Origin of the sequence: Kutzneria sp. NPDC052558, assembly GCF_044547355.1 — a bacterium.
Classification (GTDB): Bacteria; Actinomycetota; Actinomycetes; order Mycobacteriales; family Pseudonocardiaceae; genus Kutzneria.
This window is the reverse complement of the sequence record NZ_JBIUAG010000001.1, coordinates 360,837-379,679: the sequence shown is the minus strand read 5'-3', so window position 1 is coordinate 379,679 and position 18,843 is coordinate 360,837. Positions and strand designations below refer to the sequence as shown.

Genomic DNA, 18,843 nt, shown 5'->3' with positions numbered 1-18,843 from the left:
ACGAACCCCAGGGGGGACAATGGAAAACCTGTCACGGCGCTCGGCGCTGAGACTCGCCGGACTGGTCGCCGCGGCCGGCGCGATGCCGGCGATGGCCATGCCCGGCGTCGCTGACGCGGCGCCGGCCGGCACCATGACGCCGCTGCGTCCGCCGGCCACGCCGCTGGCCGTGCGGTCGCCGTACCTGTCGGCCTGGCACGCCGCCGACAACCTGCCCGGCAACTGGTCCAGCTTCTGGAACGGCCGCACCGCCGCCCTGTGCGGCATCGTCCGCATCGACGGCACGGCCTATGTCTTCGCCGGCGCGCCGGGGCAGCCGGCGCTGCCCCAGCTGACCCAGACTTCCTTGCAGGTCACGGCAACCCGGTCGATCTACACGCTGTCCGGCGGCGGCGTCACGCTGACCGTGACGTTCTTCTCCCCGGTCGAAGCCGGCGACCTGCAACGGCAGTCGATCCCGTTGAGCTACATCACGGTCGCCGCCGCCAGCGCCGACGGCAACGCCCACCGGGTCAGCGTCTACCTGGACATCTCGGCCGAGTGGGTGCACGGCGACAACAACCAGCAGGTGACCTGGTACAAGCAGCAGACCGGGTCGACCACCGCCCTCACGTTCACGCCGGCGTCGCCACAACCGTTGGCGGAGAACAACGATCAGGCGTCGTGGGGGACCACGGTGCTGGCCGGCGTCAACCGCAGTGGGCTGACGTGGCAGATCGGGCAGGACACCGTCGTGCGCGGCAATGCCGCCAACGGGGCGCTGCCCGGGACCATCGACACGAACATGCCGCGGCGGATCAGCGACCGCTGGCCGGTGCTCGGCCTCAACGCCGACCTCGGCTCCGTCGGCACCGCGCCGGCCGAGTTCACCGCAGTGCTGGGCCACATTCGCACACCCATCGTCAGCTATCTCAACCAGGCCCTGAATCCTTGGTGGACGCACTACTGGTCGACCTGGCAGTCCATGATGGACTGGTTCGTCGCCGACCGGCCGACCGCGCTGTCGAGGGCGGTGGCTCTGGACAGCAAACTCCAGCAGGACGCCGTGAACGCGGCCGGGGCCAACTACGCGGCGATCTGCGCGCTGGCCGTGCGGCAGTTCATCGCCGGCACGGAACTGGTGAACCACAACGGAAGCCCGTGGGCGATGCTGAAGGAGATCTCCTCCAACGGCAACATGTGCACGGTCGACGTGATCTATCCGGCCTTCCCCGGATTCCTCTACCTGGACCCGGCCTACCTGCGGCTGCTGCTGGAGCCGCTGCTGGACTACGCCGAGCGCGGCGGCTGGCCCAAGACCTTCGCCGAGCACGACCTGGGCACCCACTATCCCAACGCCACCGGCCACAACGACGGCGAAGAGGAGGACATGCCGGTCGAGGAGTCGGCCAACATGCTGATCATGGCCGCCGCCCTGGCCCAGCGGCTCCCGGCGGCCGACGGGCAGGCCTTCGCCCAGGCCCACTACGCCATCCTCAAGCAGTGGGCCGACTATCTGGTCGGCAACACCCTGGATCCCGGCTACCAGAACCAGACCGACGACTTCACCGGCTTCATCGCCCACAGCGCCAACCTCGCCCTCAAGGGCATCGTCGGCATCGGCGCGATGAGCCTGATCTCCCGTTTCCTGGGCAACGCCACCGAGGCCGACCACTACCTGTCGGTGGCCCGGTCGTACATCAGCCAGTGGTTCGACCTCGCCCAGGACCCGTCCGGCACGCATCTGAAGATGGCGTACGACCAGAACGGCACCTGGAGCCTGAAGTACAACGGCTATCCCGACGAGCTGCTGGGCCTCGACCTCGTGCCCGAGGCCGTGCACGCCCAGGAAGCCGCCTGGTACCAGGCGCGGAGCGGCGCCTACGGCGTGCTGCTCGATCCCCGAAACCCTTACACCAAGGGCGATTGGGAGATCTGGACCGCCGCGTGGCTGCGGGACCTGCCGGTCCGGGACGCGCTGGTCAACGGCGTCTACAACTTCGCCAACACCACCTCCGGCCGGGTTCCCTTCTCCGACTGGTACAACGTCAGCAACGGCAACCTGTGGGGCTTCATGGCCCGGCCGGTCGTCGGCGGCTTCCTGGCGCTGCTGCCCGCGCAGCAGACCGGCGTCACGAACTGGATCCGGATCCAGAACAAGCACAGCGGCAAGGTGCTGGCCGTGTCCGGGCAGTCCATCGCCAACAGCGCCGAGGTCACCCAGTACGCCTCCGTCGGCTCGCCCGACCAGTTCTGGTCGCTCGTGCCCGACAGCCCCGGTGTGTACCGGATCGTCAACCGGCACAGCGGCAAGGTTCTGGCTGTGCACAACCAATCCCTCGACGACGGGGCCCACGCCCAGCAGTACGTGGACAACGGAACCCCCGACCACCTGTGGCGGATCGTCGACAAGGGCGACGGCTACGGGCTGATCGTCAACGTGCACAGCAACAAGGTCCTGGCGGTGCAGGACCAGTCCATGGCCGACGGCGCGCAGGTCACCCAGTGGTCCGACAACGGCACCGAAGATCACCTCTGGCGCCTCGGATAACCCGCCTTCGCGCCCCATGCGCTTCCCGTCCGTGTGCGGGGAAGCGCATGGCGGCTCATGATCGTCAGCCCGGCGGTGGCGATCACGCAGTAGAAGGCCGGGGCGAGAAACACCAGCGGCAGGCCGAGAAGGCTCACGCCGAGGCCGCCGGTCAGGCCGCCGAGGGCGCTGGAGAAGGCGGTCGACGTCATGAAGATCGCGGAGGCGGTGGCGACGGCCTGGGGGAGCAGGCGCTGGGCGACGACGATGCCGAGGGCGGCCAGCACACCCCAGATGCAGCCCATCAGGACCTGACCGGCGACGATGCCGATCACGTTGCCGCTGAAGGAGAAGCAGAGGTACGCGGCGACCCCGAACAACCCGCCGACCGCGGTCAGCCGCAGCGCCCCGATGCGGCGGGCGGCGACCACGGCCAGCGGCATCAGGAACAGCTCGACGAACGTCTGGATGGCCATGACCGCACCGCTGACGACAGGCGGAACGCCCAGCCGATCCTGCATGTAGATGGGGAGGTACGCGTAGCGGATCGGCTCGCCGGCGTACGCCAGCACGAACAGGCCGCAGAACGTGAGCAGCGGCAGCATGGCCCGCAGTGCCGGGCGACCATGCCCGGCCTTGGGAGCCTGGGGAGCGGCCGGCGTGTTTCGGAAGCCCAGCGGGAAGATCTGGGCCAGGGCGCACAGCGCGGTCAGGGCCAGCATCACCCGAGGACCGACGGCCCCGGCCAGGAACGAACCGACGACCGGGCCGATGACCCAGCCGGCGGTCAACGCCATCCGCACGATCGACACGACCTCGTCGCCCACGGGGTTCCCGCGCAGGTCGTCGTGGATGGCGGTGAACAGCTGCGAGCCGGCGGCGCCGGCGAACCCCAGCACGAAGGCGCTGATCACGAACGGGATCCACGGCTGCGTGGCGAAGGCGATGCCGAGCCAGCCCAGGAATCCGGCCACCGCGCAGAGGCGGAACAGGCCGAGCCGCCGGCCGGTGCGATCCGACCGCGCGCCGATGAGATAGCCGGCGATCGGGGCGGTGAGATTGGTCAGGTAGTACAGGCCGGCGGTGGTCAGCGACACGTGCAGGTCGTTGACGAGGAACAGCCCGATCTGCGGCGCCGCCGCCGACATGCCCAGGCCGGACAGGAACATCGACACCGTCGCGCCGCGGTACAGCGGCGAGGCCAGCGTGACGCGCGGCGCGGACGGCCGAGCCGTGTCTACTGTGGACAAAGCGGGTGATCTCCTCAATGGTGTGGACCCGGTCGACGGTAGGGGCCTACGATCCGCGAGGTCTTCACCGATGGGAGGGGGAACCTCTTGGATCCTCGGATCGAGCCCGGCCTGTTGAGCGGCTACGCCGGCCGCCCCCAGGTGATGGACGCGGCCCACCAGCACGACGACCTGGAGATCAACCTGGTCGCCGACGGCGGCAGCATGCTCTACCTGTTCGGCGGCACGCCGGTCGAGGTGGGGCCGGGCAGCGTCGCGGCGTTCTGGGCGGCGGTGCCGCACCAGCTGGTGGCCAACTCGGTCGCCAGCGCGCACTGGGTCTACGTGCCGTTCCAGACCTTCCTGGCCTGGGGCCTGCCGGACTCGCTGGTCAGCCGCCTGCTGGCCGGCGTCCCCCTGGTCGCCCCGCCTTCGGCGGCGCTGGCCACCGATCGGGCCAACTTCGCCCAGTGGAAGGCCGACCTGGACAGCGACGAGCCGGAACGCCGTCACATCGCCATGCTGGAGGTGGAGGCCCGGGTCCGCCGGTTGGCGCTGGCCACGCTCGGCGAACCCGTGCGCCAGCACACCGCCTCGGACCCGACGCTGCGCCAGGTGGTGGCCATGGTCCGCCACATCGCCGAGCACTTCCGCGAGCCGCTCACCGTCGCCGACGTCGCCGCCGCGGCCAGCCTGCACCCCAACTACGCCATGACCCAGTTCCGCCGGGTCGTCCAGACCACCGTCGTCGACTACCTCCGGCAGCGCCGGCTGGCCGAGGCGCGACGCCTGCTGATCACCACCGACCTGGCGGTCGAACGGGTGTCGGCCGACTCCGGATTCGGCTCGGTGAGCCGCTTCTACACCGCGTTCACCGCTGCCTGCGGCGTCCCGCCGGCGACCTTCCGCCGCGAACACCGCCTGCGTTAGGACAGGCGCCGCAGGAAGTCGGCCGGGGTGTCGCCGAGCAGGTCCAGTGCCTTGTGCCGGATCCGGCCGGTCACGGCGGCGACGCCGACGGCCCACACCGCAACGACCACGACCACTCCCGGCGCGGGCAGGATCCGGTCGACAAAGGCGAGGCAGACGGTGGCGGCCACCATGGCGATCTGGGCCACGCCCAGGTACCAGTGCCGCGGACCAGCGGCGAAGACCTTGGTGCCGACGAGGTAGATCGCCAGGCCGGCGGTCACGAACCACGCGGCGGTGGACGGGGCTGGCTCCTGCAAGGACAGGTTCACGCCGGCGGCGATCAGCAGCAGGGCGAAGGCCGGCGGCAGGTGCCCACCGGCGTAGAGGGAGTACGCCAGCGTCGGGTTGCCGCCGGACAGGCCGAGCAGCCGCTCGTAGATCTCGGCGGCCGAGGTGAAGTAGATCCACCACAGCGCCCCGGCCAGCAGCAGGCCGCCGACCAGGACCAGCCAGTACCCGCCGTCGTCGGACGGCCGCTCCAGCACGGCCGCGCCGATCGTGATCACCAACTCGCCCAACAACAGGATCATGAACAGGCCGAAGCGCTCGGACAGGTGCGCCGGGTCCAAGGCCTGGTCGGGGTGCCGCGGCGGCGTGAGCAGCTCGCGCCACCGCGTCGCCCGGGACGGCGGTTCGCCGTGGCGGCGGCCGCGGTCGGACAACAGCAGGGAAGCGGCTTCCTGGGCCAGCGCGAACCCCCACACCACGTACAGCCACGGCGACTGGAGGAAGGCGGAGGCGACGAACAGCAGCGTCGACACCAGGTAGCCCCAGCCGATCCGGTTCTGGGTGGCCTCGCCCTTGCTCGGCCACCGGTGCGCTACCGCCAGGATCAGCCGCACCCCGGCCAGCGCCAGCGCGAAGACCGCCGGATGCCCCTCGAAGACGTGGTGCGCCTGGGTGGCCGCGATCGCGCACGGGATGGTGCCGGCGAGCAGGAACAGCCGGTCCGGGACGCGCTTGTCGTCGCCGCGCCGGTTGTAGAGCACCGCGAACCCGATCCACGTCCACCACAGCGTGACGAACAGGCCGAGTGCGGCCCCGGCCCGCGACCAGTGCGGATCGGTCACGATGCCGTGCGCCACCTGACCCACCGCGAACACGAACACCAGGTCGAAGTACAACTCGACCCACCCGACCCGCTTGCCGCCGGCCTTCTCCTCCGCACTGGTCACGGCCCGGATTCTGCCGTCCCGAAACTTTCTCGGCCATGGTGGCGAGAACGTGTCGTCGGCTCCGTCCCAGGGGCAGACACGAACGACACCGGGAGGCCGTCATGGAGCAGAGCCAGATCACCGAGATCCTCACCCGCCCGCTCAGCCAGGAGCTGCTGGCGCGCGACCTGTGCCGGCTGGCCTACGTGGCCAAGGACGGCACGCCGCGTTCCATCCCGATCGCCTTCACCTGGAACGGCACGGAGATCGTGCTGTGCACGACCAAGAACGCCCCCAAACTGCACTCCCTGCGGCAGAACCCGGCGGTCGCGCTGACCATCGACACCGAGGTGCACCCGCCCAAGATCCTGCTCATCCGGGGCCGGGTCGAGCTGGACGTGGTCGACGGCATCCCGGAGGAGTACCTCCAGATCAACGGCTCGTACGAGATGTCGCCGGAGCAGCGGGTGGCGTGGGAGGCCGAGATCCGGTCGCTGTACGACGGCATGGTGCGCATCGTCGTCACCCCGACCTGGGCCAAGCTGATCGACTTCGAGACCACGCTGCCCAGCGCCATCGAGGAGCTGGCCCGGCAGCGGGCCGAACGTCAAGGCGTGTAATGCACTATCACTTCAGTGACGAGCGAAATCAAGCCGGATGTCGAAACGACAAGAGCGGCAACGACACAGCAGTGAGACACCCGACACTCACTGGAGGATCCCGTGACTACCCAGCGTCCCGTGGTCGACATGGCCGCCTGGCAGGCCGCCCGTGACGAGCTGCTGGTCCGCGAGAAGGCGCACACCCACGAGGGCGACGCCATCGCCGCCGCCCGCCGGGAGCTGCCGATGGTCGAGTTCGACGGCTCCGTCAAGGTCGTCGGCCCCGACGGCCCCGTGCCGTTCCTCGACCTGTTCCAGGGCCGGGACGAACTCCTGGTCTACAAGCACATGTGGTGGGACGGCGCGCCGCACCAGGGGCAGTGCGAGGGCTGCACCTACGCGGCGTGGCACGCGACCGACGTCTACCTCAACGCCCGCGGCGTGTCGTTCGCCATCCTCACCGTCGGCCGCTGGGAGGAGGTCGCGCCGTTCACGGAGTTCATGGGCTACACCGTGCCCTGGTACTCGGTCCGCGGCGTCGACGGCCCGGCCGGCGGCGACATGGGGTACATCACCTCGTACCTCCGCGACGGCGACCGCGTGTTCCTGACCTACTCGACCACCGGCCGCGGCACCGAGGCCATGTCCGGGTCCTTTGCCTTGCTGGACATGACACCCCGGGGCCGCGGCGAGACGTGGCAGGGCATTCCCGACGGCAACCACGCCTGCTGGTACTGGCGCACGGACGTGGACGGCAACCCGACCTGGGGCGGGACCGGCCGTCCGGTGCCGCAGTGGACCCGTCCCGGCGCGGGGCCGGAGACGACCCTGGGCCGAGACGGGCACGGGCACTGACGAACCGGGAGCGTGTGCTTGGAGGGTGGCACACGCTCCCGGTGGGGCATCTCAGCTGGCGGCGCCGGTCAGGACCGGCTTCCACGAGCCGCCGCTGACCTGGTACACGGTCAGCACCTTGTTGGTGCTGTCGCCGTACTGGTCGAACGCGATCGCGCCGGTGGCGCCGTTGCCGGTGTAGGAGCCGACGTTCTTGACCAGCGCGTCACGGGAGGCGGCGCTCCAGGCGCCGTCGCCGATCGTTTTGGCGGCGCTGGCGATGACGACGTTGGCGGCGTCGTAGGCGAACGCGCCGTAGGCGGCGTACGGGTCCTTGAAGTTCTTGGCGGTGTAGGCCTTGACGAAGTCCTTGGCGCTGTCCAGGGACTCGGTGGGCGCGCCGACCGAGGTGGCCAGGTCGCCCTCCTTGCCGCCCAGGGCGATGAACTTCGGGTCGTAGATGCCGTCGCCGCCCATCACGGCGACGTTCAGGCCGAGGCCGGCGGCCTGCTTGGACAGCGGGCCGGCGGCCGGGTACTCGCCGCCGTAGTAGATCGCGTCCGGCTTGGCCGCCTTGACCTTGGTCAGCACGCCGGAGAAGTCGGTGTCGGTCTCGCCGACCTGCTCCTGGTCGACGATCTGGCCGCCGTCGGCGGTGACCTTCCTGGCGAACTCCTTGGCCAGGCCCTTGCCGTAGGTCTTGCCGTCCTGGATGATCGCGATCTTCTTCTTGCCGGCCGTCTTGACCAGGTAGTCGGCCGCGTACGGGCCCTGGAAGTCGTCGGTGGCGCAGACCCGGAAGTAGGTGTCGAACGGCCGCCTGGGGTTGGCCGGGTCCTCGCCCCTGGTCAGCGCCGGGTTGGTGTTGGCCGGCGAGACCATGGGGATCTTCTTGCCGTTGAGGATCGGCTGCACCACCTGGGCCACCGAGGAGTTGAACGTGCCGACCACGCCCAGCACCGCGTCGTCGGCCGCGAGCTTGCTCGCGGCCTGCGCGCCGGTCTGCGGCGTGGCCTGGTCGTCCTCGGCGTCCACGGCCAGCTTGTAGCCCTTGACCGCGCACTTGGCGTTGGCCTCGTCCACGGCCAGCTGGGTGGCGTTGCGGATGCCGAGCCCGACTGCCGACACGTTGCCGGTCAGCGGCGCGACCACGCCGACGACGAGGGTTCCCTTGGTGGTGTCGCAGGCGGCGCCGCTGGCCGACGACTCGGTCTTGTTCGTGCCACAGGCGGCCAGCGCCAGCAGGGCAGCCGGCACCGCGACCAGCCTCGCAACGCGAGAGAACATCGGTAGAACCTTTCACGCACAAGAGGAGAAGCATCCCGAGCGCCGGTGGCGCTGTCGCACGTGGACGTGATCCACGGCGACGTGAGCATAGGTCGGGATGCGCCGCCGAACCGGCGGCGCTGCTCTTGTCTGCCCGATCGGCCTCCCGATCGGCTAGAACGCCGGCAGGGTGTGCCAGGCCAGCCCCGGCTCGGGGGCGTCGTCGCGCACAACCGCGCCCTCGATCAGCCCGTACGGGCGGTCGGCGGCGTAGAAGACCTCGTTGTCGTTGTCCAGCCCGAACTTGCTGAGGTCGACCACGAAGTGGTGCTTGTTGGGCAGGGACAGCCGCACCTCGGCGATCTCCGGCCGGGCCTCGATCACGGCCTCGCCCATCGCGTAGAGGGTCTGTTGCAGGGAAAGGCTGTGGGTGTCGGCGAACGCCGCCAGCATGGCCTCGCGGGCCTCGGCGAAGCTCTTGGCCCAGTCGACGTCCACAGTGGAGAAACGCCAGTGGGCGCTGACCGCCGTGGCCAGGATCCGGTCGGTGGTCTCGGGCAGGGTGGTGTACCGGTCGCGCGGGTAGCCGTGGAATTCGGACCCGGTTGTCTTGAGCACCACCAGGTCGCGCAGCCCGGAGACGACCCAGGCCTGGTCGTGCTCGATGGTGACGGCGGTGGTGCGCTTCTCGTCGGATCCGCGGACGAAGGAGTGGTCGTTGGCGGCGATGCGGCCCCAGCCGTGCTCGTCGATCAGGACGCGGGCGCCGGTGATCTGGTCGAAGGAGCCGACGAAGTGCCGGCCCAGCCGCAGCGCGAACTCCTCGATCTCGCCGACCGGCGCCTCCTTGGCGAAGGCGTAGACGGTGTTCTTCTGCGTGTCGGTGGGCACGACGCCGGAGTTGTCGCCGGTCAGGTGGGTGGCGGCCAGGTCGCCGCGCAGCGACGTGCTGACCGTCAGGTCCCGCAGCGTGTGCACGGAACCGTTGCGGGACACCGTGACCAGACGGTTCTCCGCCTTGCCGTACTGGTTGGGGCCAAGGTGCACGGCCACGCCGATCAGCTCCCTCGGTAGCTGGTGAAGGAAAACGGGCTCAGCAGGACCGGCACGTGGTGGTGGCGGTCGGGGTCGGTGATCCGGAAGGTCACGGTCACCTCGGGGAAGAACGCCTCGCGTCCCACCCGGGCGAAGTAGGTGTCGGTGTCGAAGACCAGCCGGTAGACGCCGGCCTCGACGTGGGCGGGGCCGAGTGCGCGGCAGCGGCCGTCCTCGTCGGTGACCGCGTCGCCGATGATGTGTCCGTTCGATTCCAGCCGGACCAGAACCCCTTGGGCGGGCTGGCCGGAGGTGGTGTCGAGCACGTGCGTGGTGATCATGAGACGGCTTTCCTGAGGCGGAGCAGCGCGATCTTGCCCAGTTCCCGGACGGTCACGGCCAGCTCGGTGTCGGGGTCGTTGCCCAGCCGCTGCCGCAGGTCGGCCAGCAGCTCGGTCCCGCTGCGGCCGGCGGCGCAGACGAGGTAGATCCGGTCGAACCGCAACTCGTACTCACGGTTGGCGGCCAGGAACTCGTCGGCATTGTCCACACCGGACTGTTCGGCCCGGGAGGTGGCGCTGCCGCTCTTGTCGCCGATGCGCGGATGGCCGGCCAGCGCCAGGTCGACCTCCTCGGCGGTCAGCGTCGCCGCCTCCCGCTCGGCCGCCGCGAACAGCGCCTCGGGACAGGCGTAGGGCCGGCCGTCGAGCACCGCCCGCACCCAGCGGGGCACCGCCAGGCACTCGGTCAGCGTCGCCTCGTCGAGGTTCATGGGGAGCGACGGTAGAAGCGGCGGACCAGCGATGTCAACAATTTGTTGAAGTCGATCATGGGGTTCGATTCAGGTAGTTGTAGACCGTGAACCGGGTGACGCCCAGGGCCTCGGCCACCGCCGGCACGGATTTCCGCATCTCGAACGCGCCGCGTTCCTCCAGTAAGCGCACCGCTCGCTGCTTGTCGGCCCGGGACAGCCCGCTCAGCGGCCCGCCGAATTCGGATTCGACCTCGGCGATGACCCGCTCCAGGCCGCCGACGACCGGTGTCGGTTTCCCGGTCTGCTCCGGCGGTGTGGCGGCGTCCAGGCGCAGGGTCACCCGGGTGGCCCCGCCGTCCAGGGCGGCCCGGAAGATCTCCGGCAGCGCGGCCAGCACCTGATCCGACGCGCCTCGGACGGTGGTGCCCAGCGGCCCGAAAGTCGTGTCCAGGCCGGCCTTTCTGGCCTGCTCGGCGGCCCGTGACGCGTGCGCGGGCGGCTCGCCGCCGGCCTCGGCGCGGAACGGCTCGGTGGTGAACTCGGCCTCCAGATCCACGGTCGAACCGTAGCGCCGACCGTTGACCGGCCGCAGCGAGCCGTTCTACTCTCTCACTAATCGGAAAAGTAATTCCGCGATACGGAATCGGAGTGATCCGGTGCTTCTCGACGCCAACCTCTCGATCCTGTTTACCGAGCTGCCGCTGCTGGAGCGGCCCCGGGCGGCCAAGCGGGCCGGCTTCGACGCGGTGGAGTTCTGGTGGCCGTTCGACACCGCGAACCCGGCGCCGGCCGAGGTCGACGCGTTCGTCGCCGCCCTGGACGCGGCCGGCGCCCGACTGGTCGGCCTCAACTTCTTCGCCGGCGACATGCCCGCGGGCGACCGCGGCGTTGTCTCCTGGCCCGGCCGGCAGGGCGAGTTCGCCGACAGCGTGGAGATCGCCGTCGACATCGCCCGCCGCACCGGCTGCCGCACCTTCAACGCCTTGTACGGCAACCGGATCGCCGGTTTCACACCGTCCGAACAGGACGAACTGGCCGACGCCAACCTGCTCGTCGCGGCCACCGCCGTACGGGCGATCGAGGGCACGATCGTGCTGGAGCCGCTGTCCGGCGCGCCCGACTACCCGCTGCTGACCGCGGCCGACGCGCTGGCCGTCGCCGACCGGGTGCCGCTGGACAACGTCGCCCTGCTCTGCGACCTCTACCACCTCGCGGTCAACGGCGACGACCTCGACACCGTGACCAGCAAGCACATCGAGCGCATCGGCCACGTGCAGTTCGCCGACGCCCCCGGCCGGGGCGAACCCGGCAGCGGCCGGCTGGACCTGCTGCGTCACCTGACCACCTTGGCCGCCAACGGCTATCGCGGCCACGTCGGGGCCGAGTACCGGCCGACCGGCGTCACCGCGGACAGCTTCGGTTGGCTCCCAGAGTTTCGGAGGGAACTGTCGTGACAAAGATCGGCTTCATCGGCCTCGGCATCATGGGGTCGCCGATGGCCGGCCACCTGGCCGCCGCCGGCCACACCGTCACCGGCTTCGACCTGTCCGCACCGGCCCTGGCCAGGCTGGTCGAGGCCGGCGGCCAGCGCGCCGCCGACGTGGCCGAGGCCGTCGCCGGGGCCGAGGTCGTGATCACCATGCTGCCGCAGGACGAGCACGTCGAGGCGGTGACCACCGAGGTGATCGCCGCCGGCGGCGACGGCCTGCTGCTGATCGACATGAGCACGATCCGCCCCGAGACCTCCATCGCAGTGGCGAATTCGGCCGCCCACAAGGGAATTCGCGTGCTGGACGCCCCGGTGTCCGGCGGCGAGGCCGGGGCCAAGAACGCGGCACTGTCCATTATGGTCGGTGGCTCCGACGCCGACTTCGCGCAGGCCCGGCCGCTGCTGGAGAAGCTGGGCAAGACCATCGTGCACGTCGGCCCGCACGGCGCCGGCCAGGTCGTCAAGGCGGCCAACCAGCTGGTCGTGGGCGGCATCTATGCCCTGGTCAGCGAGGCGATCGTGCTGCTGGAGGCGTCCGGTGTGGACGCGCACGCCGGCATGGACGTGCTGGCCGGCGGCCTGGCCGCCAACCGGATCCTCGACCTCAAGCGCGAGTCGATGATCGCCCGCGACTTCCGGCCCGGCTTCCGGATCGACCTGCACCACAAGGACATGGGCATCGTGCAGGCCGCCGCCCGCCAGGCGGACGTGGCGCTGCCGATGGCCGGGCTGACCGCCCAGCTGGTCGCCGCCGCCCGGGCCATGGGCCACGGCTCGCTGGACCACTCCGCGCTGCTCAAGGTCGTCGAGACCCTGTCGGGAAGGGAATAGCCATGCCGAGGATCCCCGTCATGCAGGCGGTCGTCGAGGTGCTGGCCTCCGAGGGCGTGGACATCGTCTACGGCTGCCCGGGCGCCGCCATCCTGCCGTTCTACGCCGCCCTGGAGCAGAGCGAGCTCAAGCACCTGATCGTGCGGCACGAGGAGGGCGCCACCCACATGGCCGACGGGTGGGCGCGCACCACCGGCAACGTCGGCGTGGCCGTCGGCACCTCCGGCCCGGCCGGCACCAACATGATCACCGGGCTCTACACCGCGCAGGCCGACTCGGTGCCGATCCTGTGCGTCACCGGCCAGGCCGTCTCGACCAAGCTGCACCAGGAGGCCTTCCAGGCCGTCGACATCGTGGAGATCGCCAAGCCGGTCACCAAGTGGGCGGTGCAGGTCAAGGAGGCGGCGCAGGCCCCGTGGATCTTCCGCGAGGCGTTCCGCGTCGCCCGCTCCGGCCGGCCCGGGCCGGTGCTGATCGACCTGCCGCTGGACGTGCAGAAGCAGGAGATCGAGTGGGACGGCGCGATCGACGCCCCGCTGCCGGTCGAGGCCGTCGCCCCGCACCCGCCCCGGGTCGAGCGGGCGCTGGACCTGCTGCTGGCGGCCGAGCGGCCGCTGCTGCTGGCCGGCGGCGGCGTGATCACCGGCGAGGCGTCCGGCGTGCTGCGGGAGGTGGCCGAGCTGCTGGGCGTGCCGGTGCAGATCACGTTGATGGGCAAGGGAAGTCTGCCCGAGGACCACGAGCTGTTCGCCGGCATGGCCGGCATCCAGACCAGCCAGCGCTGGGCCAACGCCCTGTTCCTGGAGTCGGATTTCGTGCTGGCGCTGGGCGCGCGCTTCGGCGACCGGCACACCGGGGAGCTGTCGGTCTACCGGGGCGACCGGACCTTCGTGCACGTGGACGTGGACCCGTTGCAGATCGGCCGGGTGTTCGGGCCCGATCTCGGCGTCGTCGCCGACACCCGGCTGTTCCTGGAGGCGCTGCTGGAGGCGGCCCGGCGGCGGCAGTCAAGGCGGACCTGGTCGCACTGGGTGGGACGAATCGCGGAACTGCGGGCGCAGCTGCCGCGCCGGGACGACTTCGACACCGTGCCGATCAAGGCGCCGCGGGTGTTCCGGGAGATCAACGAGTTCTACGGCCCGGAGACGTACTTCGTCACCGCGATCGGGCTGTACCAGATCTGGTCGGGCCAGTTCCAGCGCGCCCATCGGCCCCGGCACTACCAGGTCTGCGGCCAGGCCGGGCCGCTGGGCTGGGAGATCCCGGCGGCGATCGGCGTGCGCACGGCCAAGCCGGACGCCGAGGTGGTCGCGGTGGTCGGCGACTACTCGTTCCAGTTCCTGGTCGAGGAGCTGGCCGTGGCCGCCCAGTACGACGTGCCGTTCGTGCTGATCATGCTCAACAACGAGTACCTGGGCCTGATCCGGCAGGCCGAGACCGGCTACAACATGAACTACCAGGTCGACATCCACTACGACGACTACGGCACCGACAACGTCAAGATCATGGAGGCCTACGGCTGCGCCGGCCGGCGGGTGACCGAGCCGTCGGAGATCACCGACGCGCTGGCCTGGGCCCGCAAGGAGGCCGCCAGGACCAGCCGCCCGGTGCTGGTCGAGATCATGATCGACCGGGCCGCCAACGCGTCCATGGGCAGCGCGCTGGACGCCGTCGTCGAGTTCGAGCCGGTCAGCTGAGGCTGACGGTGAAGGTCCTGCTGGCCCCGGACAAGTTCAAGGGCACGCTCGCCGCGGGCCAGGTCGCCGAGCACCTGGCGGCCGGCCTGCGGCGGGCCGACCCTGCGCTGGAGGTGCGGGTGGTGCCGGTGGCCGACGGCGGCGAGGGCACCGTGGACGCCGCCTGCGCCGCCGGCTTCGACCGGCTGGTCACCACCGTGACCGGGCCGCTGGGCACGCCGGTGCGCGCGATGCTCGCCTTCCGGACCGGCGCCGCCGTGGTCGAGCTGGCCCAGGCCGCCGGGCTCGGCTGGGGCAGTTCCCCGATGTCCGCCACCAGCTACGGCGTCGGCGAGCTGATCCGGGTGGCCCTGGACCTCGGCTGCCGGCGGATCGTGCTCGGCCTCGGCGGCAGCGCCTGCACCGACGGCGGCGCCGGCATGCTCCGGGCCCTCGGCGGGCTGGTCCTCGACGCCTCCGGGGTGCCGGTCGCGCCCGGCGGCGGTGGTCTCGCCGCCGTGGACAAGGTCGACTTCAGCGGGCTGGACTCCCGGTTGTCGCAGGTGGAGCTGGTGCTGGCCACGGATGTGGACAACCCGCTGTCCGACGCGGCTTCGGTGTACGGCCCCCAGAAGGGCGCCAGCCCCTTACAGGTCTCGATGCTGGCCGATGCGCTCAAACGCTGGGCCGACGTCGTCGGCGGCGATCCGACCATGCCGGGTTCCGGCGCGGCCGGGGGAGTCGGCTACGCCGCGCTGGCCGTCCTCGGCGCTCGCCGCCGCCCCGGCGTCGAGGTGCTGCTGGAGCTGCTCGGCTTCGGCGACGCCGTGCGCGACGCCGCCCTGGTGATCACCGGCGAAGGCTCCCTGGACGCCCAGTCGCTGCGCGGCAAGGCCCCGGTCGGCGTGGCCCGCGCCGCCGGCGACGTCCCGGTGGTGGCGGTGGCCGGCGTGTGCTCGCTGACGTCGGAAGACCTGGTCGGCGCCGGTATCCGCGCCGCCTACGCGCTCACCGACCTGGAGCCCGACCCCGCCCGCTGCCGCGCCCGGCCGGGCCCCTTGCTGGAACTGACGGCCGAGCGCATCGTGAGAGATCACCTATGCTGCTGAGCGGTGGCGAGGGAGGTGCTGTGTCCACAATGGATCTGACGCTGGTGGCCCGGCAGGCGGTCACTCCCGACGGGATCAGGCCCGTCTCGGTCGGCGTTCGCGACGGCCGGATCGCCGCGGTCGAGCCGTTCGAGACGCCGCCGCCGTCGGAGTTCGCGCGGTGGCTCAACGACGACGAGGTGCTGCTGCCGGGCCTGGTCGACACGCATGTGCACGTCAACGACCCCGGCCGGGCCGAGTGGGAGGGCTTCGACACCGCCACCCGGGCGGCCGCGCGGGGCGGCGTCACGACCATCGTCGACATGCCGCTCAACAGCCTGCCGCCGACGGTCGACCTGGCCGCGCTGGAGGTCAAGCGCAAGGCGGCCGAGGGGCGGGTGCACGTCGACGTCGGGTTCTGGGGCGGCGCGGTGCCCGGCAACCTGCCGTCGCTGCGTCCGCTGCACGACGCCGGGGTGTTCGGCTTCAAGTGCTTCCTGCTCGACTCGGGCGTGCCCGAGTTCCCGCCGCTGACCCATTTCGAGCTGGCCGACGCCCTGCGGGAGCTGCGCGAGTTCGACGGCCTGATGATCGTGCACGCCGAGGACGCCGAGGTCATCGACGCCGCCCCGCCCTCGTGCGGGCGGCGCTACCGGGACTTCCTGGCCTCCCGGCCGCGACGGGCCGAGAACGAGGCGATCAAGGCCGTGATCGCGCTGGCCCGGCGCACCGGGGCCCGCGCGCACATCCTGCACCTGTCCTCGGCCGACGCCCTGCCGCTGATCGCCGAGGCCAAGGCCGATGGCCTGCCGATCACCGCCGAGACCTGCCCGCACTACCTGTGCTTCACCGCCGAGGACATCCCCGACGGCGCCACCCAGTTCAAGTGCTGCCCGCCCATCCGCGAGGACGCCAACCGCGACGCCCTCTGGCAGGGCCTCGCCGACGGCGTGATCGATCTTGTGGTCAGCGACCACTCGCCGTGCACCGTGGACCTCAAACGCCTGGACACCGGCGACTTCGGGCACGCCTGGGGCGGCGTGGCCAGCCTCCAGCTCGGGCTGCCGGCCGTCTGGACCGAGGCCCGCCGGCGCGGCTTCGACCTGACGCGGGTCATCGACTGGATGGCGGTCAAGCCCGCCGCCCTGGCCGGCTTCGCCCGCAAGGGCCGCATCGCCGTCGGCATGGACGCCGACCTGACCGTCTTCGCCCCCGACCAGCCCTTCACCGTCGACGCCCAGGAGCTGGCCCACCGCAACCCCGTCACCCCCTACCACGGCCGCGACCTGCACGGCGTCGTCCGCACCACCTGGCTGCGCGGCCGCGACGTCGTCGACGGCCCGTTCGGAACGCTGCTCACCAGAGGAGACGCATGACACCGGCTTGGACCACGCTGCCCGATCTCGCCTCGCGTCGGCTGGGCGGCGGCGTGCCGTGGGCGAACGACGAGTTCTTCGCCGAGCGGGAGAACCTGATCAAGCCGGAGCCGGCGGTGTTCCAGACCTACACCTTCGGGCACAAGGGCCAGGTGTACGACGGGTGGGAGACCCGGCGGCGGCGGGAGCCGGGGGTGGACCAGGCGATCGTGCGGCTCGGAGTGGCGGGCGTGGTGCGGGGCGTCATCGTCGACACCGCGTTCTTCAAGGGCAACTTCCCGGTCGAGGCGTCGGTCGAGGCCCGCGCGGTGGAGGGCTATCCGTCGGCCGAGGAGCTGGTGGCCACGCAGTGGCACACCATCGTCTCGCGGGGAAAGCTGGCCGGGGACACCGAGAACTTCTTCGACGTGGACTCGGATCGGCGCTGGACCCACGTCCGGCTGACCATCTACCCGGACGGCGGCGTCGCCCGGTTGCGGGTGCACGGCGAGCCCATCGCCGACCCACGGCTGCTCATCGGCTCGGTGGACCTGGCCGCGCTGGAGAACGGCGGCGAGATCCTCGACGCCAGCAACGTCTTCTACTCCAAGCCCACCAACCTGATCTCGCCCGGCTTCGCCGCCGTCATGGGCGACGGCTGGGAGACCGCCCGCCGCCGCGACGACGGCAACGACTGGGTGCTGCTGCGGCTGGCGGCCGAGGGCGTGCTCACCCTCGCCGAGCTGGACACCAGTCACTTCAAGGGAAACGCCCCAGGCTGGGCCTCCCTCAGCGGCTGCGGCGAGCGCGTCGACGACCCTTCGGCGTGGTTCCCGTTACTGCCCAGGACCCGCCTCCAGCCCGACACCCGCCACCGCTTCCTGCTCGACGTCGCCCAGCCGGTCAAGCACGTCCGCCTCGACGTCTTCCCCGACGGCGGCATGGCCCGCCTGCGCCTCACCGGGGCCCCCACCGACGCCGGCCGCTCTTCCTTGCTACGCCGCTGGTTCAACACCCTGCCCGCCGACCACGCCATGGCCGTCTTCGACAACAAGGCCATTGTGGACGCTCGGCCGCTGGACGCCGACCAGCCCCTACCCCACGCCCTCAGCACCCTTCTCCGCTGAGGCGGGTCAGGGGGGTGGCTCGTTGATGACTCCGAAGGGGACGTGGACGCCGGGGACCTCGCGGGAGGTGAGGTTGAGGGGCTGGTCGTCGAAGAAGACGTGCGGCTTCAACACGTCGAGAATGCCGGCTTTGCCGATGCCGCCGAGGAAAAAGGCGTCGTTGACCATGACGCCCCAGCGTTTGAGGCTCAGCATGGCCCGCTCGTGGGCGGGGGCGCTGCGGGCGGTGACGATGGAGACGCGAACCCGGTTGCGGTAGGCGGGATTGGCCAGGCGGTGCTCCTCCTCACGCCGCTGGATCCGGTTGATCGCCGCCAGGAAGTTCTTGAGCGGCCCGGGTTCCAGCGGCGTGACGGCGTTGGCGAGCTCGTGGCTCTGGAAGCTGTCCAGGCCCTCGGCCTGCATCACGCGCTCGGAGGAGTCGCTGGCCAGCACGCCGTCGAAGTCGAAGGCGATGCGCAGCTCGTCGTCCTGCTCGTCGTCGACGAAGGTCGAGTCCAGCACCCGACCGGCCGGCAGGCCGGCCTCGACCGCCTGCCGGACGTCGGAGTCGTTGGCGGACAGGAAAAGGCACATGTTCAGGGCCGGCATGAACCGGTAGGGGGCGCGGCCCTGGGTGAAGATCGCGCGGGTGATGGGCAGCCGGTGGTGGGCGATGGACCGCATCACCCGCAGGCCGGTGTCGGGGTCGTTGCGGGAAAGCACGATCACGTCGACCGGGCTGATGTCGTTGAGGGACAACAACCTTCGGGCGAACGGGAACGCCACGCCCGGCCGCAGCGGATCGTCCCGGTGCTCCTCCTGGTAGCGGCGGTAGGCCTGCTCGCCGTCCTCGCGGAACACGCGGTCGGATTCGGCCAGGTCGAACAGCGCGCTGGAGGCGATGCCGACCACCAGGTGGTCCCCGACGTCGTAGGCCACG

At 70.9% G+C, this 18,843-nt stretch carries 18 protein-coding genes; 10 read left to right on the top strand and 8 right to left on the bottom strand.

The genetic code is table 11. The features are described 5' to 3' along the window. The first annotated feature begins 19 nt into the window (after positions 1-19). Positions 20-2,530 (top strand): glutaminase domain-containing protein, encoded by a 2,511-nt coding sequence (locus ACIG5F_RS01715; protein WP_396515437.1) that lies wholly within the window; start codon positions 20-22, stop codon positions 2,528-2,530. Here ACIG5F_RS01715 and ACIG5F_RS01710 read toward each other — a convergent pair. Next, positions 2,509-3,759: an MFS transporter gene (locus tag ACIG5F_RS01710; protein WP_396515436.1), complete on the bottom strand. Its 1,251-nt coding sequence runs from the start codon at positions 3,757-3,759 to the stop codon at positions 2,509-2,511. The two genes, ACIG5F_RS01715 and ACIG5F_RS01710, sit on opposite strands and share 22 nt — an antisense overlap. Positions 3,760-3,846: 87 nt before the next feature. Here ACIG5F_RS01710 and ACIG5F_RS01705 point away from each other — a divergent pair, with 87 nt between their 5' ends. Further along, positions 3,847-4,668 carry a helix-turn-helix domain-containing protein gene (locus ACIG5F_RS01705; protein WP_396515435.1) on the top strand — a complete coding sequence of 274 codons (822 nt, stop codon included), beginning with the start codon at positions 3,847-3,849 and terminating at the stop codon, positions 4,666-4,668. On the opposite strand, the gene ACIG5F_RS01700 is transcribed toward ACIG5F_RS01705, so the two are convergent. Then, complete coding sequence (locus ACIG5F_RS01700; RefSeq protein WP_396515434.1) at positions 4,665-5,885, bottom strand: low temperature requirement protein A; 1,221 nt, start codon at positions 5,883-5,885, stop codon at positions 4,665-4,667. The two genes, ACIG5F_RS01705 and ACIG5F_RS01700, sit on opposite strands and share 4 nt — an antisense overlap. A gap of 101 nt (positions 5,886-5,986) precedes the next feature. Here ACIG5F_RS01700 and ACIG5F_RS01695 point away from each other — a divergent pair, with 101 nt between their 5' ends. Then, positions 5,987-6,484 carry a pyridoxamine 5'-phosphate oxidase family protein gene (locus ACIG5F_RS01695; RefSeq protein WP_396515433.1) on the top strand — a complete coding sequence of 166 codons (498 nt, stop codon included), beginning with the start codon at positions 5,987-5,989 and terminating at the stop codon, positions 6,482-6,484. A 102-nt stretch (positions 6,485-6,586) separates the two neighbouring features. Further along, positions 6,587-7,321, top strand: a complete 735-nt coding sequence (locus tag ACIG5F_RS01690) for a DUF899 family protein (protein ID WP_396515432.1) — start codon at positions 6,587-6,589, stop codon at positions 7,319-7,321. Positions 7,322-7,372: 51 nt separating this feature from the next. Here ACIG5F_RS01690 and ACIG5F_RS01685 read toward each other — a convergent pair whose 3' ends face one another. From ACIG5F_RS01685 to ACIG5F_RS01665, 5 genes are all read right to left on the bottom strand, one after another. Then, positions 7,373-8,587 carry a branched-chain amino acid ABC transporter substrate-binding protein gene (locus tag ACIG5F_RS01685; RefSeq protein ID WP_396515431.1) on the bottom strand — a complete coding sequence of 405 codons (1,215 nt, stop codon included), beginning with the start codon at positions 8,585-8,587 and terminating at the stop codon, positions 7,373-7,375. Positions 8,588-8,740: 153 nt separating this feature from the next. Next, positions 8,741-9,619, bottom strand: coding sequence for a factor-independent urate hydroxylase (gene pucL, locus ACIG5F_RS01680; protein ID WP_396515430.1), 879 nt, complete (start codon positions 9,617-9,619; stop codon positions 8,741-8,743). 5 nt (positions 9,620-9,624) lie between these two features. Next, positions 9,625-9,942: a hydroxyisourate hydrolase gene (gene uraH / locus ACIG5F_RS01675; RefSeq protein ID WP_396515429.1), complete on the bottom strand. Its 318-nt coding sequence runs from the start codon at positions 9,940-9,942 to the stop codon at positions 9,625-9,627. Beyond that, positions 9,939-10,373, bottom strand: a complete 435-nt coding sequence (uraD, locus tag ACIG5F_RS01670; protein WP_396515428.1) for a 2-oxo-4-hydroxy-4-carboxy-5-ureidoimidazoline decarboxylase — start codon at positions 10,371-10,373, stop codon at positions 9,939-9,941. Before uraD ends, uraH begins: the two co-directional genes overlap by 4 nt. 55 nt (positions 10,374-10,428) lie before the next feature. Beyond that, positions 10,429-10,911, bottom strand: coding sequence for a helix-turn-helix domain-containing protein (locus ACIG5F_RS01665; protein WP_396515427.1), 483 nt, complete (start codon positions 10,909-10,911; stop codon positions 10,429-10,431). A gap of 100 nt (positions 10,912-11,011) precedes the next feature. Between ACIG5F_RS01665 and ACIG5F_RS01660 the strand changes: the two genes are divergently transcribed. Genes ACIG5F_RS01660 through alc form a run of 6 tightly spaced genes read left to right on the top strand, consistent with a single transcriptional unit; the run spans position 11,012 to position 17,921 of the window. Then, positions 11,012-11,809, top strand: coding sequence for a hydroxypyruvate isomerase family protein (locus ACIG5F_RS01660; protein ID WP_396515426.1), 798 nt, complete (start codon positions 11,012-11,014; stop codon positions 11,807-11,809). Further along, complete coding sequence (locus tag ACIG5F_RS01655; RefSeq protein ID WP_396515425.1) at positions 11,806-12,675, top strand: NAD(P)-dependent oxidoreductase; 870 nt, start codon at positions 11,806-11,808, stop codon at positions 12,673-12,675. The genes ACIG5F_RS01660 and ACIG5F_RS01655 overlap by 4 nt, the downstream gene beginning before the upstream one ends. 2 nt (positions 12,676-12,677) lie before the next feature. Beyond that, positions 12,678-14,372, top strand: a complete 1,695-nt coding sequence (gcl, locus tag ACIG5F_RS01650) for a glyoxylate carboligase (RefSeq protein ID WP_396515424.1) — start codon at positions 12,678-12,680, stop codon at positions 14,370-14,372. A gap of 8 nt (positions 14,373-14,380) precedes the next feature. Beyond that, positions 14,381-15,460, top strand: a complete 1,080-nt coding sequence (locus tag ACIG5F_RS01645; protein WP_396515423.1) for a glycerate kinase — start codon at positions 14,381-14,383, stop codon at positions 15,458-15,460. Positions 15,461-15,489: 29 nt separating this feature from the next. Continuing rightward, on the top strand, positions 15,490-16,815 hold the full coding sequence (allB, locus tag ACIG5F_RS01640) for an allantoinase AllB (RefSeq protein ID WP_396515680.1): 1,326 nt from the start codon (positions 15,490-15,492) through the stop codon (positions 16,813-16,815). Beyond that, the gene (alc, locus tag ACIG5F_RS01635; RefSeq protein WP_396515422.1) at positions 16,812-17,921 is read left to right on the top strand and encodes an allantoicase; all 1,110 of its coding nucleotides are present in this window, start codon (positions 16,812-16,814) and stop codon (positions 17,919-17,921) included. Before allB ends, alc begins: the two co-directional genes overlap by 4 nt. Before the next feature lie 6 nt (positions 17,922-17,927). On the opposite strand, the gene ACIG5F_RS01630 is transcribed toward alc, so the two are convergent. After that, on the bottom strand, positions 17,928-18,842 hold the full coding sequence (locus ACIG5F_RS01630; protein ID WP_396515421.1) for a 5'-nucleotidase: 915 nt from the start codon (positions 18,840-18,842) through the stop codon (positions 17,928-17,930). Between the last annotated feature and the right edge of the window lies 1 nt (position 18,843).